Below are 18,821 nucleotides of genomic sequence, written 5' to 3' on the forward strand. Positions count from 1 at the left end.
TGAGATGCTCTGAAAAAAAGTCATTTTGTTCCCAAACGCATCTATTCACTGCGTTTAACATTATTCGTATTGCTCTCTATCGCATTGATGGCGCTGATTTTTACAGCTGCCAGTACCGTGTATTTTTTCAATAAGCAGCACACGTTAAGTACCGAGTTTCACTCACTTAAACTTCTGGCGCAAGATATTGCATATCACGATGAAGTACTTACCATGTCTACCTTTGTCGCCGCCCTAGACGGCGATAAGCGGTGGCGTGAAAGGTATATCAAGTATGAAGCATTGTTAGATAAGTCTCTTGAAAAGGCGTCGACCACTGATCCAAGAATAGCGCGTTTTTTTGCAGACACCGCTGATGCCAACGAACAATTGATAGCCATTGAAACCAAAGCATTTGAGCTTGTATCGCAAAATAGAAGGGCGGAAGCTGTCAAATTGCTAAAAGATGAAGAATACCAAAGTTATAAGGTGGCGTTCAGCACCGGACTGACCAATGCAATTAATGAGGTGCTCAACAATACGCAATATGATATCGATAAGAGTCAGGAGGAACGCGGCTTTTACCTTATTTTATCCATGGTCACATCATTTATTATTGTACTTGTGTTGTGGTACTTCCTTATTCGCTACGTGCGACTCACAGAGAAAGCGATAGAGGGAATTGCAAGGAAAGATGAACTGTCAGGGCTACTAAATCGCCGTGAGTTTAATCGTATTTTGACGTACGAACTCAACCGTGCTCATCGCGAAGGAAGTCTATTGATGTTAATCATTTTGGACCTGGACGAGTTTAAACAGTTTAACGACAAATATGGCCACCCTGAAGGTGACAGTGTTATTAAAACTCTGGGAGATTTATTATCTCGCCTTAGCAGAAGAGCCAATGAGTATGCTTTTCGTACAGGTGGCGAAGAGTTTGCATTTGTCGCGACTTGCCATGATCGCAACGAAGGGCTGGTTTTCTGTCACTCCTTATGCGAAGAAGTGATTCAGCTGAACATTGAGCACGCCAATAACCCGCCATATGGCGTTGTAACAGCATCTTGTGGTATTGCATTTGCCGAACAAAGTGAAACACCATTGTCGATTAATGAATTGTACTCTCGTGCAGATCAGGCGCTATATCAAGCTAAACACGCGGGCAAAAACCAGTGCGCCGTCTATGAAGACAAAAACAATGTTGAAACTGATCAGCAGCACCGCGTAGGTTGATGCTGCACACCTTCTACTTGCTTCGGTACAACGTCTTAATAAGATGAAAACCAAATCGCGTTTTTACAGGGCCGTGTACTTTTAATACTTCTTTCTTGAACACCACATCGTCGAACGCTTTAACCATTTGGCCACGACGAAACTCACCCAAGTCACCGCCACGCTTTCCCGAAGGACACGTCGAGTGACGCTTAGCCAGTGTCGCAAAGTCTTTCCCTTTTTTTAGTTGCTCTAAAATAGACAGGGCTTCTTTTTCAGTTTTAACCAAGATGTGAACAGCAGATGCAGTGGCCATAGGAATGCTCTCAAAAAACAGTAAGCTGATTATACAGCAACACCCCTATGCCGTTAAGAATTCTGTCCTGCGTAATAAAGCAGTTAGTGCTTCTCCTTCACATGCTCTAATGCATTTTTCATCAAATCGTACACATGATTATCGGCCAGACTATAAATGATGTGCTTTCCTTCTCGCCTGGTTTTTACCAAATTCTCACTTTTCAGTACCTTTAAGCGTTGAGACACCGTTGACATTTGTGACTGTGTCGCGAGTTCAGATACGCAGGCTTCGCCCTGATATAAAATAGAAAGTAGCTTGAGACGTTCCGCATCGGCAAGTGCCTTAAAAAGCAACGCCGCGCGTTCAAACGTCGCGTCACTTTCCTCTAATACCTCACGCTGAACGTCGTGTGTGTGATACTCAGTATTGTTTTCTGACATCGTGTTTCTCTATCAATTTTTCAGTAGTTTATCAGACAACCATGCCAAGTAGCTCAATGCTTGTTGTACGCAAACAAAGAATGCGCTTCACAACTTGCAAATGCCGACATTATATACAATACTACATTTCAATAATTGATGAAATGTAGTATTGAAACGAGGACACGATCGATGAGCGAATGCAAAGTACACGAAAACCACCCTCACCAACATGGTCCAGACTGTGGTCATACGGCAATAAAACATGGCGATCATGTTGATTATCTTCACGACGGGCACCTGCATCATATGCATGGAGACCATGTAGATGAACATACATTAGAAGTAACCAGTACAAACCCGGATACCTGCACGGGTGGTCATCAGTGTTCAGGCCATGAAGATGGGCACATTCACGGCCCAGGTTGCGGTCATGAAGCCGTGCCGCATGGCGACCATATCGATTACATTGTTGATGGGCACTTGCATCACCAGCACAACGGGCACTGTGATAACCACGGCCCGGTAGAAATACTCACTAAAGGGTGAGCCATTAACTTGTAAAAAAGAGTCTATAGTTGAAGAGTATATAAAAAGGCGCTAGCTCAGTAGGTTGCGCCTTTTTTATTTGTTTTCTCAGCGCTCTCACGCAACATTAAGCAACCCAAGCACGCATTAACTTTGCTTAGCCTTTGACACAATAGGCAAAATGCGTTCAGCGACTAGTTGCTGAGTAATATCATCGCGCTCGTGTGCAGTTACTACGACCGTAAGGTCAAAATCGGGGATAAGCAGAATATACATGCCGCCACCGCCTTGCGCTGAAAACGCATAGTGCTTTTTACCGTTGTGCGCCATATCCGTTCCCCACCAAAAAAAGCCGTAGCCTTGGTTAGACACCCTTTCACCGCCACCATAAATGTCGTCATCGCCCGTCATAATCTGCCTTGTTGTGGCTAAGGCAAGGTAATCTGACGAGATGAGCTGTTTACCCTTCCACTTTCCATTGGCGCTAACCAGAAGTCCAAGTTTCATCATATCTCGCGCGGTAACACTGACCTTCCACCCCGATTCAGGCAGTCCACTCGGTGCAGTTCGCCAGTGGTAGTTTGTAATGCCCATCTTCCCAAACAGTTCGTTATCGATAAATTCCTGCGCCGTGCCAGGCACCACGGCTTCGATAACTTGCATAATAAACTGAGGGCCAGTGCCATATTTAAACGTACCGGCCTTCTCTGTGACTGGCGCACTGTCTTCGAGTATTGCTTGAATTTCTCCTTGGCCTTTTATGCGTGCGGTATCACTTAGCAAAGCTTCCCAACCTTCTTCTGAAAGCCGCACGCCTGTGGTCATCGTCAGCGCTTGGCGCAGCGTAATCTCGTCGGCGCCTTTAACCAAATTCGTGCGATCCACATCGCTCAAAAAGTGTAATACTGGCTTATCTAAATCAGCCAGTGATAGATAACCCAATTGAATAGCGCGCCCCAGCGCCAAAGAGGTATAGCTTTTCGTTGCTGAAGACTGCGGATGAGATAAATTCGCCCGTCCACGTTTATAGTAAGACTCAAACAAAAGCTTGCCATTTTGTGCAATTAACATGCTGTCGTACTTCCCGTGCTGTCCCTGTGCAACTTCTCTAGCAAGGCTAACTAGTGCCTCTTTATCAATACCCGCGCTGCTCAACGAGGACACGGGTATGTCATCGCCTAAATCTATTGGTGACGCGCTAATGTATGGCGTCGCAAGTTCAGGTATATCCATAAATCGCTTTTCAATTTCAGGCATGCGCCAATGTACAATTTTTGCTTCTTCTTGTGATGCCATGGGCGGTTTATGAGGCAAGTCTGCCGCCAACGCAGTAGAAAGACTTGCTCCCCCAACACACATACAAACGCTAATGCGCTACTTTTAATCATTGTCATCTTGCTGTCCTTTCTTCTAAATGAGCCTTACCTACGTGGTATCGTTCAGCGATAAGGGGCACAGCGCACTTTATTTTTTGTGTGTCGCCGCGCTTGGGTAACCAACATGGCAAACACGATGTGTCGATACATGAAAAAGTGCTGATTTTTCGCTGATTTGTGTGTGTTCATCGAACATCTTATTCTTATCAACAGCTTATGGTGATACGGTATTATCAGCAGAAACATATGGTTAAGTGCCATGTGACAAATATTTACTACTTAGAGTGCGTATGTCTGAACGATATTGGATTGGTGGCTTTTTTGTTGATGTATCGAGAAACCAAATAACTCATAACAAACAAGCTCAAACACTGCCCCCAAAAGCGCTGGCCGTTTTAACTTATCTTGCTGAACATCAGGGCCAGGTAGTGAGTCAAGACGACCTATTAAGCCATGTGTGGCGAGGCACCGTAGTGTCGCCCAATACGCTTCAGCGTTGTATAGCGCAATTGAGAAAAGCATTTGGTGACGACGGCAAAGCACAGGGGTTTATTAAAACCCATGCAAAGAAAGGATATAGCCTAGAAACAGATATCCGTTGGGAAGACGCGCTATCTGATGCAGCATCTTATCCTGCTTCTGAAATAGCGGCACCTACAGTAGCAGCACCAGAAGCGTTAACACCAGAAAATACGACTCCCGAAACAACGACGCTTAGCGCAGCGAAGACACGCAAACGCACATTTTTATGGCGTTCGATTATTGCCTTTAGCTTCATCATAGTCGTGGTCGCTGCAGTTATGCTGTTCCCAGCTTCATCGTCAAAAAGCGTACTTCAGATTACTGACATTCGACTACTCACCTCTACAGACAACAGAGAACTTGCCAGTACATATTCGCCCGACGGCCAATATATTGTTTTTCAGCGCTTCCCCGAAGTCATGTGCCAAAGTCATTTGTGGGCTAAGCATATTGACAGCCAGCGTGAATACCAACTTACCCAAACACTTGGCTCTTATGGCAGCTTATCGTTCTCGCAAGACGGTAAAACGCTGACATTCATAAAAGAAAATAATTGCACAGCACCCGTGGAGCAGAAAACGTGTTTTCACCTTCAGTCATTGGATTTTGCGAGCGCAATAGCCGCGCCTCAAACGCCTAGTACCCTAATGGAATGTAAAAACACACAGATAAGAAGCCCTATCTGGACAAGTGACGACACCATTGCCTTGATGCAGCGCACGCAAGGACGGTGGCAACTCATTAGTTATACCGTAAGCCAAGACAAGAGTACGCCACTTTACGACATAGAAAACGGCAACATTGTGTCGTTTGATTTTGCGCCACTCGATAAGATCATTGCTATTACCTCTGTGCACGACGACGGCTTACTGTATATTGAAAAGCTAGACATGAACGGTGAACTCGTTTCTAGCCACCCTATTGACTTTGAAGGTGTAATTCCGCAATACAGCTATATTTACCCTAACTTTTCGCCCATTCAAGAACACCTGATTTTTAGTACTGGCAAGCAACTATTTACCGTTGATTTTGATGGCAGCATTCAGCGTATTTCTCTTCCTTTAACCGATGCGATGGGCACACCGCTGTTTCATCCGTTTGAAAAGAAAATGCTTGCTATAAAAGGGCACTACGACAGCGACATCGTGTCGGTAGACTTACATCAGTTTTCAGAGCCTCTTTTGACGCAAGACAATGGCAATAAAAATGAAAATGCCAATAACGCTGATAAAAGCATTGCTTATCACACCATTGTCCGCACCATGCTTGAGGAAAACCGTGCGCAGTATCAACCCCATGGATCACTTATCGCTTTTTCGTCAGAAGGTGACGGCACGTCACAAGTGTGGACCATGGATACTGCACAACATCCCACGAGTTTGTCGGGTGAATCAACCCAGTTTAGCCGCTTCCCCACCAACATCTATGTTCACGATATACTGTGGGCACAAGATGGTAATAGCGTATTAATAAATGCGTCTTCCCAACTAACTCAGCGGTATTTAGATGGAACAGAAGATAACTATACGCTGGGCTACCCCGTGCGAAGTCTTTTTCACTGGGATAGCGAGCAACGCACGGTTGTTGGCAATATTTTGCATCAAGGTGTACTTAAGTTCGTCAGTATTGATCTAGGTACAGGCGAATTCTCAACACTGCTAAATAGAGAGGTGACATGGTCAGCAAAAACCGACAGCAAAACGCTGGTATTCACCGATCACCTCGGGCGCTTTTGGAAGGCAGGCAACATAGAAAATGAGATTATTTCAAAGCTTGAGCACCAAGGAAGTGACAAGCATTTTGTTGTGAAAGGCGAGACAATATACGGTGTTAATGACGCCTTTCAGCTTTGGCGCTACAGCCTAACCGATGACACCTTCAATATTCTTGGCCAGTTACCTGATACGGTGGATTACATCACCGATATCAACGACCACGCCATTTTGCTTACACTACGGGTTGCAGCAAGAAAGAACGTGGTAGAACTGTCGTATGAGTAGATCACTCGTAAATCAACAATAAGTCAGCAACGCATCAAGCTAATCTCTCGTTTAAGTGTACGATTAAGGTCTGGTTATCGCATAAATGGAGCCAAGGAAAAACTCGGGCAGCTCACATTGTCTTCCTACAAACAAGAAATTGGCTGCGCGCTACTCACAGCCGATGGTAGGACCATTAATTTCTCGTCGGAACACAAGACCGAATAAGACTCATGAAGGCCTACGTCAGGAAGGAGTTGAAAGAGTGCTTACCAACCCACTATGATTATCGTTCAAATAATAGCTGACCTGATTTAATGGTTTTCATCACTTGAATATGTTGAATGTCATCGGGCTCCACGGTTAGCGGATTTTTATCTAACACGACTAAGTCAGCAATTTTACCCTTCTCGATCGTGCCTTTGGTCTCTTCTTCAAAGTGCTGATACGCACTCCAAATGGTAATAGCTTGTAAAGCCTCGTAAGGTGTTAAACGTTCTGCTTCACCAATAATTTTGCCGCTTCGTGACGTCCGATTGACGGCTGTCCACACCACCCGCATCAGATTGGGCAACGCAACAGGCGCATCTGTGTGTATGGTAACTTTTAATCCCTTATTCAGAGCCGTTCTGACCGGGCTAATTTTCATGCCCAACTCTTCTCCAATTAATTGTGAGTGCCAATCACCCCAGTAATACGTATGGAGAGGAAACAAACTGGCAATCACGCCTAATTCTTTAAAAGCGTCTAATTGGTCATCCCTCACATACTGACCATGAATTAATACATCGCGTCGTTCAGCAGAGCTAAACTCTTCCACTAAGGGGCGCAGCGTTCTAATCATTTGGTCCATAGCCGCGTCACCGTTTGCGTGGCTGAGCGTTTGCCAACCCTTTTCAAAGGCTGTGCGGTAAATCCGACTCAAGTCAATGTCACTGGGAATAGCGGGATAGCCAGCATAGTCCTCTTCTGCACCTAAAGGGGAGATTAAATAAGGTTTTGTTCTCCATGCTGTTCTGCCTTGAGGAGAACCGTCCAGCGTGACCTTCATGCCGCCAATACGATAGTTGTTGATATACGTCTTACTGTTCCATTTGCTCGACATGTATTTGTCTGCATGCGCATAGTCAATATACGACACAACATCTAACTTTATTGCTCCTTGCTCTGCTAAAGACACCAACAGTTCATGGTTTTCCATTGCACGCCCTTCTTGCGCCGTAGTGTAACCATAAGACAATGCCATTTCCTGACCCGCATCAAAAAAGCGCATAAGTGCCTCAGGCGAAGTTGGACTCAAGGCCTGCATCATATAGGGAATAGCCGCCAGCTCTTCCAACACGCCGTTGGGCTCAGTGCCACCCGGCTCACGTCGAATCAATCCGCCTTCAGGATCGGGAGTGTTTTTGTCAATCCCTAACTTTTCTAGCCCAACTGAATTCACAATCGCAAAGTGACCTGAGATGTGCAGCACCATAACGGGGTGCTCTGTGGACACTTTATCAAGGTCATGCTTGGTTAAAAAACGCTTCTCTTCAATCACACTGTCGTCAAAACCTGTTCCCACTATCCAGCCAGAATAGGCTCTGTTTTCTGGGGTATTCCAATCTTGAAGTGTGTCGATGGCGTCATTAACACTATTCACATTCGCATCGGGAGACGGAAGCAATAATGCATAAATGGCTTGCGATGCAAAATTTGAAAAGTGGGCGTGACCGTCAATAAAGCCGGGCACCAGCGTTTGCCCATTTAAATCAATTTTTTCTGAGGCGACGCCAGCTTGATTGAACGCATCTTCTGTTGAGCCAACAAATACAATCGTTTCGCCTTCAATAACGACGGCTTCCGCATATTCAGGTTTGTCACCCGCCATCGTCAAGATGGGTCCACCGTGGTAAACAACTTTTTTGCTCGATTCTGTTTGTTGCTCAGGTGCAGTGTCAGGCGCTTGACCGCACCCTGAAATTAGTCCGATCAGTAAAACAATAACGCTCAATCTTTTCATGCTGGCTCTATTCCTTAAATTAATACCCACAAGCTGTGATACGTGATGTGCGCTTCCTTAAGTAAAATAGACTAAAATACGAACAACTTCGCAACAATGAAATACTAAATTTATCTTATGGCTCTCTTTATTTGTTTGTGGTTTCTCTTTTGGAGATAAGCTCATAACTCAAAGTGGTAGCGAATATGAAAAATTAATGCCATGAACTGCGCTTTACAGCGCTTTTTAAATACGGCTCTAAAGGCATTTTTGAGGAGGATTGGCAAAGTGCTGGAGTGGGAATTGGATTTGTCTTACTGCTGGGAAACCTCATTTCTTGCAACTAAACGTGACCAGTTTATCAATTTAAAAAGTTAACAATAAAAAAGCCCCGATAAGCTGTGCTTACCGGGGCTCCAAAGAACTAAGATGCTTTAGGCGATGCAGGGAAAATTCCTTACATCATGCCGCCCATTCCACCCATGCCGCCCATGTCAGGCATTGCAGGCGCTGCTTCTTCTTTAGGTAGCTCAGCTACCATTGCTTCAGTCGTGATCATGAGTGAAGCAATTGAAGATGCGAACTGAAGTGCAGAGCGCGTTACTTTTGTTGGGTCAAGAATACCCATCTCTAGCATGTCGCCGTAAGTGTCGTTACCTGCGTTGTAACCGTAGTTACCTTCGCCGCCTTTAACCGCGTTGATAACAACTGACGCTTCAGCACCTGCGTTAGACGCGATTTGACGTAGAGGCGCTTCCATTGCACGTAGTGCAAGCTTAATACCTACTGTTTGGTCTTCGTTATCGCCAGTTAGGTCAGCAAGTTTAGCTGCTGCACGAACTAGTGCTACACCACCACCAGGTACCACACCTTCTTCAACCGCAGCACGCGTTGCGTGTAGTGCATCTTCTACGCGGTCTTTCTTCTCTTTCATTTCAACTTCAGTTGCTGCACCCACTTTAATTACTGCAACACCGCCTGAAAGTTTAGCAAGACGCTCTTGAAGCTTTTCTTTGTCGTAGTCAGATGAAGACTCTTCAATTTGACCTTTGATTTGAGCACAACGGCCTTCAATCGCTTCTTGATCGCCGTTACCGTCAACAACTGTTGTGTTGTCTTTGTTGATAACAACGCGCTTAGCAGTACCAAGGTCTTCAAGCTGAACTTTTTCAAGGTCTAGACCAATCTCTTCAGAGATAACTGTACCGCCAGTTAGGATAGCGATGTCTTGAAGCATTGCTTTACGACGGTCACCAAAACCAGGTGCTTTAACCGCTGCAACTTTAACAATACCGCGCATGTTGTTTACTACTAGTGTAGCAAGCGCTTCGCCTTCAACATCTTCAGCGATGATCATTAGCGGCTTACCCGCTTTCGCTACGCCCTCAAGAGTAGGAAGTAGTTCGCGGATGTTAGAGATTTTCTTGTCAACCAATAGGATGAACGGGTTGTCTAGTTCAACAGTGCCGTTTTCTTGGTTGTTGATGAAGTATGGAGATAGGTAACCACGGTCGAACTGCATACCTTCAACAACGTCTAATTCGTTTTGAAGTGCCTGACCTTCTTCTACAGTGATAACACCTTCTTTACCTACTTTTTCCATTGCTTGAGCAATGATGTCGCCAACTTCTGAATCAGAGTTTGCAGAGATTGTACCTACTTGAGCGATAGACTTGCTGTCTGCACAATCAGTAGAAAGTGACTTAAGACCTTCAACTGCAGCTGCAACTGCTTTGTCGATACCGCGCTTAAGGTCCATTGGGTTCATACCCGCTGCAACGCTCTTAAGGCCTTCAGTTACGATAGCTTGCGCTAGAACAGTTGCAGTAGTTGTACCGTCACCTGCTTCGTCGTTCGCTTTAGACGCAACTTCTTTTACCATCTGCGCGCCCATGTTCTCGAACTTGTCTTCAAGCTCGATTTCTTTCGCTACAGACACACCATCTTTAGTGATAGTCGGTGCACCGAAAGACTTGTCTAGAACAACGTTACGGCCTTTAGGACCTAGTGTTACTTTTACTGCGTTAGCTAGTGTGTTTACGCCTTTAAGCATTTTACTGCGAGCGTCATCACCAAAACGTACTTCTTTAGCTGCCATGATTAAATTCCTCTAAAATTCGTTTTAACGTTAGTTGTAATTACTCAACAATCGCTAGAATGTCGCTTTCGCTTAGGATAAGTACTTCTTCACCATCCAGCTTTTCTGTTTTAACGCCGTAACCGTCGTTGAAAATAACGGTGTCGCCAACTTTAACGTCAAGCGCTTTAACTTCGCCGTTCTCAAGAATGCGACCGTTACCTACTGCGATTACTTCGCCGCGTGTAGATTTTTCTGCTGCAGAACCAGTCAGAACGATACCGCCTGCAGATTTGCTTTCTTGCTCTGCGCGCTTAAGGATTACGCGGTCGTGTAAAGGACGAATTGCCATTTTCAAGTCTCCTGAAAATTCCACTATTCAAGTTTATGTGATTACCAACATTCAGACTGCCTGAATGCTGTGTGCCTGGGTTGCTCATTGCTGAGCAGTTAAAATCGTTTATGCACGGATAGATGGGGTAGTACCCAGACAACTTCAAGGGTTTTTAAGCAAAAAAATGTAAAAAATTTGGTTTTTTTGCTAAATACTTAATTTTATGAGGGGAGTAGTCACGTTTGACTGCCATAGACAGCCTCTTTGACAAAGATGCAAAGACGATGAAAGCGACTACTTGAGTCGCTTATCGGGGTCATTCGTTGTGTGGTCAGTATATTCGCCTTCAAATACGTCGCCATTGTCATTTTGCGCATTCGATTGATTAAACGGAGATTGACCAAACGGGTTTTGTTGATGAGGATTAAAGCCCTGCCCGCCAAACCCACTAGCGCCTCCCATGCCTCCAGCAACAACGCGCATTTTCATATGCTTACTGACCTGCGATGCAAGCAGATGACGGGAGCCCGGCAAGGCAAACATAAAGCCGAAAATATCAGTGATAAAACCCGGTGTAACCAATAACACACCCGCGACCACCAGCATGAGACCTTCAACAAGTTCTCTGCCCGGTACTTCGTTGCGCTGCATTTTTGCCTGCGCGGTTTGAAGTGTGCTAATGCCCTCGCGCTTTACGAAATAGGCGCCAATGAACGCGGTCAAAATCACTAACCCAATCGTATTCCAGCCACCTATCATGCTGCCAACGTTAACTAACAAGGCAATTTCTAAAATAGGCAGTACGGCAAACAGTATAAATAAAACCCGCAAAATGGTTCCTCTTTCATGATCTCATACTCTGTTATAGGGTCTTTGAGCGCAATAACAAGAAAAGGTGCCGTTGAATCGGTCAATGGGTCAGTGCTGGCGACCGATAACCCTAACGATATTGCACGAATGTGAAAGAATGCATAGACCGTAAAGGTCTTTATAGGTAACGCCACCGTATAGTGAAGCAACAGCGTTAGAATATATTTGTACATTGAGGATGAACAGCACATGACTATTAAACTCGTGCTTTGTACTGCGCCCGATATTGATGTAGCCAAAAAAATTGCACATGCACTAGTGCTAGAAAAACTGGCTGCCTGCGTAAACATTATCCCATTAATACATTCTGTTTATGAGTGGCAAGGTAAGATTGAAACGGATAGTGAATGCCAGCTACTTATCAAAACGAATACTCAGAAGGTATTGCAAGCATACGAAAAGATGAGCACTCTACATCCTTACGACGTACCAGAGTGGCTAGAGCTGAATGCTGAAGCGAGCCATGCTTATGGTCACTGGTTACAGCAAACGCTGTAGTAACCAAGGGGCTATATTTAGAGTAATACCCAGTAACGGCATCTTAGAAGCAATACCTAAGAAGCAATACGGACAGTAACTAACAGTAGTACGCTATGACAACAACATCATTTATTAATTTAGCAAAACAAGAGAACTCATTTACGCGCCTGTTTTCTCGAACTTGGGTATTTTTTTGCCTGTTAGTCGCATTACAAAGCATAGCGTTTCAAGCGAATGCACAGCTAGCGGATAGTTTCGAAGACCCGTTCGCCAACGAGCCGCAGTTCTTGGATGTTGATCAAGCGTTCGCGTTCGACTTTAACCAAACAGGCGATAAATTATCGATAACCTTTGCTATCGCTGATGGTTACTATCTGTATAAAAAGCAGTTTAAGTACGTCACTAAACAGGCTGACATTGGTGAACCCACCTATCCAGAAGGCATCATCATTCAAGATGAGTTTTTTGGCGAATCAGAAGTGTTTTACAACACCGTTACCATCAGTATTCCCATTGAAAAGGCTGAGAAAGACAGCGTGGTTAAGGTACGTTACCAAGGCTGTGCCGATGCAGGCTTATGTTATCCTCCAACGGTAAAAGTAGTTTATTTAAGTGCCCTTGCTAGCGATAGTGAGACAGCGACTGATAAAGAAAAAAAACAAGGCACAGACACACAAACAACCTCAAGTGAGCAGTTTTCGCTTGCCGACAAGCTAATTAATAAAGACAACTTACCATTAACGTTAGCCCTGTTTTTTGCACTGGGTATTGGCCTTGCCTTTACGCCTTGCGTATTTCCAATGTACCCCATTGTATCTGGTATCGTGATTGGACAAGGCAAACCTAAAACAACCTCACACGCTTTTTGGCTAACCTTTGTTTACGTGCAAGGTATGGCAATTACTTATTCGCTTTTGGGTTTAGTCGTTGCCGTAGCCGGTGCTCAATTTCAAGCGGCATTGCAACACCCTATCGTATTAGGAGTGTTTATTGCACTGTTTGTGGTGTTAGCAGTGGCGCTGTTTGGCGGGTTTGAAATTCAGTTGCCCGCTAAATACCAAGAAAAACTTACTCACATGAGCAACAACCAAACGCCTGGTAGCTTTGTTGGTGTGTTTATAATGGGCGTACTTTCAGGGCTTATTGCGTCGCCCTGCACCACCGCCCCGCTAACTGGAATACTGCTATTTATTGCACAAACCGGTGACATGACCTTGGGCTTTATTTCTTTATATCTATTGTCGGTCGGTATGGGTGTGCCACTTATTCTGTTTGGTATGACTAAGCGGAAAGCTCCTTCCCAAAGCTGGCAACTGGATGAATGTAGTCAAAGTGACGTTCGGCTTTATGATGTTGGCTGTCGCGATTGTGTTTATTGAACGCCTGTGGAACAGCCCTTATTCAGACTTTTTGTGGGCAGCGCTCGCCTTCGGATTGTTTGGCTACTACTGGACAATTAATCGCGCTACATCGAACAGTACCATGAAGCTATTCCGCGCGGTCATCGTCGCTATGGGCGTTATGGGTAGTGTAGGTATGGCGTATCAAGCGGGCGAAAATAGCGGTCTATGGGGTGAGAAAAAAGGCCACCCCGAATTTGTTATTGCCAAAGACTTAAGTGATTTGCGAAGCAAAATTGCCGACGCTAATGCGCAAGGTAAAACCGTTATGGTCGATTTGTACGCCGACTGGTGCGTAGCGTGTAAAGAGTTTGAAAAATACACCTTCCCACAACCTAACGTGGTTGAAGCACTGAGCAATACCGTGTGGATGCAGATGGACTTGACCGACAATACGCCTGAGCGCCAAGAAGTATTTGATGAATATACTATTTTAGGGTTGCCCACCATTTTATTCTTCAACACTGCGGGTAACGAGATTGGCAATGCACGTGTCACGGGTTTCATGGATGCCGATGATTTTAGCGCGCATGTTGATGCCACTGTGAATGCCACCACTGATGCTGCCGTTGATTAAAGCGCCAGTCGATAAATCACCCCATACAAACCGAGGCTTTATAGAGTCTCGGTTTATCACATTTTGCGCCCTAGGCGTTGCGCTTGTAGCATTTATTATTGGCGCACTCTCGCCAGTAAATGCCAACAATCAAAATGAAGGCTGTTTTGATCAGCGCCGTTTTTGCTTTGAAGTTGTGCCATCTCAAGGGCAGCCACTGCCTTTTCAAGTGCAGGTTAAAAGACATATAGCACTGCCTGTTGCATTAACTCTCTATTCGGATGTCCTTTATCGTGCGACTTCATCAGCGCAGAAACCCGCGCCAATAGCACACGCTAATGCCTATTTAGATTCTGATGACACGGTTGTACTTGGGCTTGTAGATAATCCACGCACGTTTTGGCGCAGCATGCGAGCAAAATGGACCGTGGGTGTATTAAATGCAAAACACAATGATGACATTGTCTACGCCCCACCCTTACAGCCTGCTGATCAGTATCGCATTGTACAAGGGTTTAACGGTAGCTTTAGCCATCAGGGAAGGTCGCGTTATGCCCTTGATTTTGCTGCGCCTGTGGGTACGCCCATATTAGCGGCTCGTAGCGGCGTAGTGATAGACATCAAAGACGATGGCAAAAAGGGCGGCGCATCAAGTCGCTTTGCCAAATATGCAAACTTTGTGGTCATCTTGCACGACGATGGCACCACAGGCGAATACTATCACCTTAAATACAAAGGCGTAGCGGTAACGCGAGGGCAAAAAGTACAACAAGGTCAACTTATTGGATATCACAAGCAATACCGGCTTTTCGTCACTTCCTCACTTACATTTTGGTATTTACTACGCGCAATACCACGGCGGGTATCAAAGTGTGCCCTTTAAACTTGCTGGTCAATAAGCCTGTATCAGTAGCAGCGCGACATCATTAACTGCGTGCAAAAGCGGCCAAGATATGCGCACTGCACACTGTTTACATGCTAGTAACACACGCAAACTTTGCACCGAAAACACCTGATTAGACCAGTATTTTGCTGCGAAATCTTTTGCTATCTCTATAATCATCAGTTAACACAATAAACGAGCAAATAAATTGGCTTTTTTTCGTGCAACTGTCATAAAAGTTTGTTGAAATGGCAATAACCGTGACATTTTCCCGAAGATAGCAGCAAACTAGATGAATATTTTGTTATTAAATGGCCCTAATCTAAACATGTTAGGCCAACGTGAACCCGAAAAGTATGGCACGCAAACCCTTCAAGACATTGTAGATGACTTGACGGCACAGGCGGCGTCGAGCGATGTAACCCTTTCGCATTTTCAATCAAATGCTGAATACGAGTTAATCGACCGTATACATGCGGCTATGGGCAACGTAGATGCCATTATCATCAACCCTGCTGCTTTCACGCACACCAGCGTTGCGCTTCGCGACGCATTGCTAAGTGTCAATATCCCGTTTATTGAAGTGCACTTGTCGAACGTTCACGCCCGTGAACCGTTTCGTCATCATTCTTATTTTTCTGATGTTGCAGCTGGCGTCATTGTTGGCCTTGGTGCCATGGGCTATTCGCTCGCGCTGACCGCAGCAATCAATTTACCGAAATCGCAAAAATAACGCAGAGACAGAACATGGATATTAGAAAGATTAAAAAACTTATCGAGCTAGTGGAAGAATCAGGCATTGCCGAGCTTGAAATCACTGAGGGCGAAGAATCTGTACGCATCCACCGTGGCCCAACTGGTGTTCAAGCACCAGTAAACTACAGTTTTGCAGCGCCTGCTGCACCGCAAGCAGCACCAGCTGCGGCGCCAGCGCCTGCAGCAGAAGCTCCAAAAGCGGCTGAACCAGCACAACCAGACGGTCACGTAGTTAAGTCTCCAATGGTAGGTACGTTCTACCGTGCATCTTCACCAACAGCTAAGCCTTTTGCAGAAGTTGGTCAGCAAGTAAAAGTAGGCGACACGCTTTGTATTATTGAAGCGATGAAAATGATGAACCAAATTGAAGCTGACAAGGCTGGTGTTGTTAAAGCAATTTTAGTGGACAACCAAGACCCTGTAGAATTTGACCAGCCAATGTTTATCATTGAATAAGCGAGTACTTCACTATGCTAGATAAAGTACTAATTGCTAACCGTGGTGAGATTGCCCTACGTATCTTGAGAGCCTGTAAAGAATTAGGCATCAAGACCGTTGCGGTTCACTCTACTGCGGATAAAAACTTAAAGCACGTGTTGCTTGCCGACGAGTCGATTTGTATCGGTAAAGCGTCTGCAACCGAAAGCTACTTAAATATTCCGCGCATTATTGCCGCTGCTGAAGTGACTAACTCTATCGCTATCCACCCAGGATATGGTTTCTTGGCTGAGAATGCAGATTTTGCTGAAGCCGTAGAAAAAAGTGGTTTTATTTTCATTGGTCCAAAGGCTGAAACCATCAACCTAATGGGTGATAAGGTTTCTGCAATCAACGCGATGAAAAAAGCGGGTGTACCTTGTGTTCCTGGTTCAGATGGTCCATTGACTGATGACGAAGAGCGCAATAAAGCCATTGCCAAGCGCATCGGCTACCCTATCATCGTTAAAGCCGCTGGCGGCGGTGGTGGCCGTGGTATGCGCGTGGTCCGCAGTGAAGAAGAGCTCATCAAGTCCATTGAAACTACGCAAGCTGAAGCTGGCGCAGCGTTCGGTAACTCAACAGTTTACATGGAAAAATTCCTTGAAAATCCTCGCCACGTAGAAATACAAGTATTGGCCGACGGTCAAGGCAACGCCATCCACCTTGGCGAGCGTGACTGCTCAATGCAGCGTCGCCACCAGAAAGTGGTAGAAGAAGCGCCTGCGCCAGGTATTTCAGAGCAAATGCGCACCAAGATAGGCGATCGCTGCCGTAAAGCCTGTGTTGAAATTGGCTACCGCGGTGCGGGCACGTTTGAATTCTTGTATGAAAACGGCGAATTCTACTTCATCGAAATGAATACGCGTATTCAGGTTGAGCACCCTGTATCTGAAATGATTACTGGCGTTGACTTAATCAAAGAGCAGCTTCGCATTGCAGCAGGTCAACCATTATCAATTGACCAGTCGCAAATTCAAATTCGTGGCCATGCCATTGAATGTCGAATCAATGCGGAAGACCCTAACACCTTTATTCCTAGCCCTGGACCGATTGATATGTTCCATGCGCCAGGTGGTTTGGGTATTCGTTGGGAGTCACATATTTATGCTGGTTACCACGTGCCGCCTTACTACGACTCGATGATTGGTAAGCTTATCACGTACGGCGAAAGCCGTGATGAAGCCATTGCACGTATGCGTCATGCGCTTGAAGAGATTGTTGTTGGTGGAATTAAAACGAATATTCCCCTTCAACGCGCCATCATGGCTGACGAGAACTTCTTTGTTTAAGTGGTACCAATATCCACTACCTAGAGAAGAAGCTAGGTTTAGCTTAATCCCCCTTTGGGCTACACGCTGTTTTTTGTGTAGCCCAATTTTCTCGCTATTCGCTATTCGATATTCGCTATTCGCTATTCGCTATTCGCTATTCGCTATTCGCTATTCGCTATTCGCTATTCGCTATTCGCTATTCGCTATTCAGCAAATTCTAAAAATACGATTACAACAATCAATTTTTAGCGATTTTTTTATTTAAATACCCGCCCTATACTTATCACAAGTCTTAAGACATCTCCCTGTTTTGAAATGTGTGTTCCCGAACTATGTAAGAGTAACTAGTTCAACCTTCATTGGAGTCCACCTCCACTTATTGCTTAAGCACCCTTGCTTGCTTTTTTTTACTTTAATGTCACGATCAAGCAAGATATATCTTTATTGACAGAATAAGGAAATAGTGTGCGCGGTTTAGCCGTTTTGTTTTGTGTCGTGTTAATCGTCATGGCTTTTTTAACAAATAATGCATTAGCATCCTCCCCCAGCTTCGCGCATAAGCTAGATGTACAGGTGCGCTATGACAATCGCTCAAACCGACCAAGCCGAGAGCAATATCGTTTGCGTTACTATCCCTCCTTTTCATTTTCAGAGACATGGTCACTGAACAGTTTTGTTGTGACTGGAGATGATTTCTCATCAAGCCACAATACATTTGGTGGTGACACGGTCGATCATTTGTATGCTCGTCGCCTTTATCTTCGTCACCAAGATAATAGCGGCAAAACAGAGTTCGGTATTATTCCAACCTACAAAGGCCGCGTTTCGTCCACGGGACTTTCAAAGGATGGCTGGATAGCTGGCATTCGCCATGTTCGTTCGCTCAAGAACAACAGCGCACTAGAAGTAGTTTTAGGACAACTGGGAGACCCACAGGCCAGTGAGGCATTCAATATCGGTGATGAAGACGAGTACATTGAAATAGAGTACTCAGCTCGAATGGGAGAGCGTCATAGCTACGAAGTGAGTGTGGAAAGAATTCTTCAAGGCAGTTTTCTACGCACAGAGTACCGAGTATCGCCTAAATGACACTGACACAGTGTTTTTTGAGCTCGTTCAACGCACCGATCAAGCCGCTGCCAAAGTGGTGTTAGGCTCTAGTGGCGAATTTTCAGCGTCGATAGGAGAGACGCATTACCCTATCGAGTATTTTGCCTATTACAGCTATATCGATACGATATTTGGACCAAGAGCAGAAGTTATCGAAGACTTTTTGGGCACAGGCCACGGCGGCTCTTTAGAATTCAGTGGCGTTGCTTCAGAAAAACATGACTTGGAATGGTTTGTAAGAGTTGATGTAGTGGACAGCATCAGTCGCTTACTTGCAGGTGTTAAGGTCTCGTTTGGCGATTAACGT

16 protein-coding genes and 2 pseudogenes are annotated in these 18,821 nt (G+C 45.1%); 11 read left to right on the forward strand and 7 right to left on the reverse strand.

Going from position 1 to position 18,821, the window contains the following annotated elements; genetic code table 11:
* Positions 1-87: 87 nt before the first annotated feature.
* Complete coding sequence (locus tag V6N89_RS20575; RefSeq protein WP_338519249.1) at positions 88-1,212, forward strand: diguanylate cyclase domain-containing protein; 1,125 nt, start codon at positions 88-90, stop codon at positions 1,210-1,212.
* A 13-nt stretch (positions 1,213-1,225) separates the two neighbouring features.
* Here the strand turns inward: V6N89_RS20575 and ppiC are convergent, their stop codons facing one another.
* Entirely contained in the window at positions 1,226-1,507 is a 282-nt protein-coding gene (gene ppiC, locus V6N89_RS20580; RefSeq protein WP_338519250.1) for a peptidylprolyl isomerase PpiC, read from the reverse strand.
* An 83-nt stretch (positions 1,508-1,590) separates the two neighbouring features.
* A complete protein-coding gene (locus tag V6N89_RS20585) occupies positions 1,591-1,929 on the reverse strand; it encodes an ArsR/SmtB family transcription factor (RefSeq protein WP_338519252.1) in 339 nt (112 codons plus the stop codon).
* A 171-nt stretch (positions 1,930-2,100) separates the two neighbouring features.
* On the opposite strand from V6N89_RS20585, the gene V6N89_RS20590 reads away from it, so the two are divergent.
* Positions 2,101-2,457 (forward strand): hypothetical protein, encoded by a 357-nt coding sequence (locus V6N89_RS20590; RefSeq protein WP_338519254.1) that lies wholly within the window; start codon positions 2,101-2,103, stop codon positions 2,455-2,457.
* Positions 2,458-2,583: 126 nt separating this feature from the next.
* On the opposite strand, the gene V6N89_RS20595 is transcribed toward V6N89_RS20590, so the two are convergent.
* Positions 2,584-3,795 carry a serine hydrolase domain-containing protein gene (locus V6N89_RS20595; protein WP_346993193.1) on the reverse strand — a complete coding sequence of 404 codons (1,212 nt, stop codon included), beginning with the start codon at positions 3,793-3,795 and terminating at the stop codon, positions 2,584-2,586.
* 307 nt (positions 3,796-4,102) lie between these two features.
* Between V6N89_RS20595 and V6N89_RS20600 the strand changes: the two genes are divergently transcribed.
* Positions 4,103-6,334 (forward strand): transcriptional regulator, encoded by a 2,232-nt coding sequence (locus V6N89_RS20600; RefSeq protein WP_346993194.1) that lies wholly within the window; start codon positions 4,103-4,105, stop codon positions 6,332-6,334.
* A gap of 265 nt (positions 6,335-6,599) precedes the next feature.
* Here the strand turns inward: V6N89_RS20600 and V6N89_RS20605 are convergent, their stop codons facing one another.
* The 4 genes from V6N89_RS20605 to V6N89_RS20620 form a co-directional block, all read right to left on the reverse strand.
* Positions 6,600-8,318 (reverse strand): amidohydrolase, encoded by a 1,719-nt coding sequence (locus V6N89_RS20605; protein WP_338519259.1) that lies wholly within the window; start codon positions 8,316-8,318, stop codon positions 6,600-6,602.
* A 436-nt stretch (positions 8,319-8,754) separates the two neighbouring features.
* Positions 8,755-10,395 (reverse strand): chaperonin GroEL, encoded by a 1,641-nt coding sequence (gene groL / locus V6N89_RS20610; protein WP_338519261.1) that lies wholly within the window; start codon positions 10,393-10,395, stop codon positions 8,755-8,757.
* Between the two features lie 40 nt (positions 10,396-10,435).
* Positions 10,436-10,726, reverse strand: coding sequence for a co-chaperone GroES (locus tag V6N89_RS20615; protein ID WP_012520088.1), 291 nt, complete (start codon positions 10,724-10,726; stop codon positions 10,436-10,438).
* A 276-nt stretch (positions 10,727-11,002) separates the two neighbouring features.
* Positions 11,003-11,539, reverse strand: coding sequence for an FxsA family protein (locus V6N89_RS20620; protein WP_338519264.1), 537 nt, complete (start codon positions 11,537-11,539; stop codon positions 11,003-11,005).
* Between the two features lie 228 nt (positions 11,540-11,767).
* Here V6N89_RS20620 and cutA point away from each other — a divergent pair, with 228 nt between their 5' ends.
* From cutA to V6N89_RS20660, 8 genes and pseudogenes are all read left to right on the forward strand, one after another.
* The gene (gene cutA, locus V6N89_RS20625; protein WP_338519266.1) at positions 11,768-12,076 is read left to right on the forward strand and encodes a divalent-cation tolerance protein CutA; all 309 of its coding nucleotides are present in this window, start codon (positions 11,768-11,770) and stop codon (positions 12,074-12,076) included.
* A gap of 95 nt (positions 12,077-12,171) precedes the next feature.
* Positions 12,172-14,035 (forward strand): annotated as a pseudogene (locus V6N89_RS20630) (protein-disulfide reductase DsbD).
* On the forward strand, positions 14,007-14,897 hold the full coding sequence (locus V6N89_RS20635) for a M23 family metallopeptidase (protein ID WP_431189749.1): 891 nt from the start codon (positions 14,007-14,009) through the stop codon (positions 14,895-14,897). The pseudogene V6N89_RS20630 and the gene V6N89_RS20635 overlap by 29 nt, the downstream one beginning before the upstream one ends.
* Positions 14,898-15,189: 292 nt before the next feature.
* Positions 15,190-15,630 (forward strand): type II 3-dehydroquinate dehydratase, encoded by a 441-nt coding sequence (gene aroQ / locus V6N89_RS20640; protein WP_338519268.1) that lies wholly within the window; start codon positions 15,190-15,192, stop codon positions 15,628-15,630.
* A 14-nt stretch (positions 15,631-15,644) separates the two neighbouring features.
* Entirely contained in the window at positions 15,645-16,109 is a 465-nt protein-coding gene (gene accB, locus V6N89_RS20645) for an acetyl-CoA carboxylase biotin carboxyl carrier protein (RefSeq protein WP_338519270.1), read from the forward strand.
* Between the two features lie 14 nt (positions 16,110-16,123).
* A pseudogene (gene accC / locus V6N89_RS20650) lies at positions 16,124-17,469 on the forward strand (acetyl-CoA carboxylase biotin carboxylase subunit).
* A gap of 400 nt (positions 17,470-17,869) precedes the next feature.
* A complete protein-coding gene (locus V6N89_RS20655; protein WP_338519272.1) occupies positions 17,870-18,493 on the forward strand; it encodes a hypothetical protein in 624 nt (207 codons plus the stop codon).
* Positions 18,494-18,503: 10 nt separating this feature from the next.
* Positions 18,504-18,818, forward strand: coding sequence for a hypothetical protein (locus tag V6N89_RS20660; protein ID WP_338519274.1), 315 nt, complete (start codon positions 18,504-18,506; stop codon positions 18,816-18,818).
* Positions 18,819-18,821: the final 3 nt, after the last annotated feature.

The organism is Alteromonas gracilis, assembly GCF_036870955.2.
Taxonomy (GTDB): domain Bacteria; phylum Pseudomonadota; class Gammaproteobacteria; order Enterobacterales; family Alteromonadaceae; genus Alteromonas; species Alteromonas gracilis_A.

Excerpts from the sequence above, each read along its gene's own strand:
- V6N89_RS20635 (WP_431189749.1), top strand. The coding sequence starts at position 14,007 with ATGCCACCACTGATGCTGCCGTTGATTAAAGCGCCAGTCGATAAATCA.
- accB (WP_338519270.1), top strand. The coding sequence starts at position 15,645 with ATGGATATTAGAAAGATTAAAAAACTTATCGAGCTAGTGGAAGAATCA.
- V6N89_RS20585 (WP_338519252.1), bottom strand. The coding sequence starts at position 1,929 with ATGTCAGAAAACAATACTGAGTATCACACACACGACGTTCAGCGTGAG.
- V6N89_RS20605 (WP_338519259.1), bottom strand. The coding sequence starts at position 8,318 with ATGAAAAGATTGAGCGTTATTGTTTTACTGATCGGACTAATTTCAGGG.
- groL (WP_338519261.1), bottom strand. The coding sequence starts at position 10,395 with ATGGCAGCTAAAGAAGTACGTTTTGGTGATGACGCTCGCAGTAAAATG.
- V6N89_RS20575 (WP_338519249.1), top strand. The coding sequence starts at position 88 with ATGGCGCTGATTTTTACAGCTGCCAGTACCGTGTATTTTTTCAATAAG.
- ppiC (WP_338519250.1), bottom strand. The coding sequence starts at position 1,507 with ATGGCCACTGCATCTGCTGTTCACATCTTGGTTAAAACTGAAAAAGAA.
- V6N89_RS20595 (WP_346993193.1), bottom strand. The coding sequence starts at position 3,795 with ATGTGTGTTGGGGGAGCAAGTCTTTCTACTGCGTTGGCGGCAGACTTG.
- V6N89_RS20600 (WP_346993194.1), top strand. The coding sequence starts at position 4,103 with ATGTCTGAACGATATTGGATTGGTGGCTTTTTTGTTGATGTATCGAGA.
- V6N89_RS20615 (WP_012520088.1), bottom strand. The coding sequence starts at position 10,726 with ATGGCAATTCGTCCTTTACACGACCGCGTAATCCTTAAGCGCGCAGAG.
- aroQ (WP_338519268.1), top strand. The coding sequence starts at position 15,190 with ATGAATATTTTGTTATTAAATGGCCCTAATCTAAACATGTTAGGCCAA.
- V6N89_RS20590 (WP_338519254.1), top strand. The coding sequence starts at position 2,101 with ATGAGCGAATGCAAAGTACACGAAAACCACCCTCACCAACATGGTCCA.
- cutA (WP_338519266.1), top strand. The coding sequence starts at position 11,768 with ATGACTATTAAACTCGTGCTTTGTACTGCGCCCGATATTGATGTAGCC.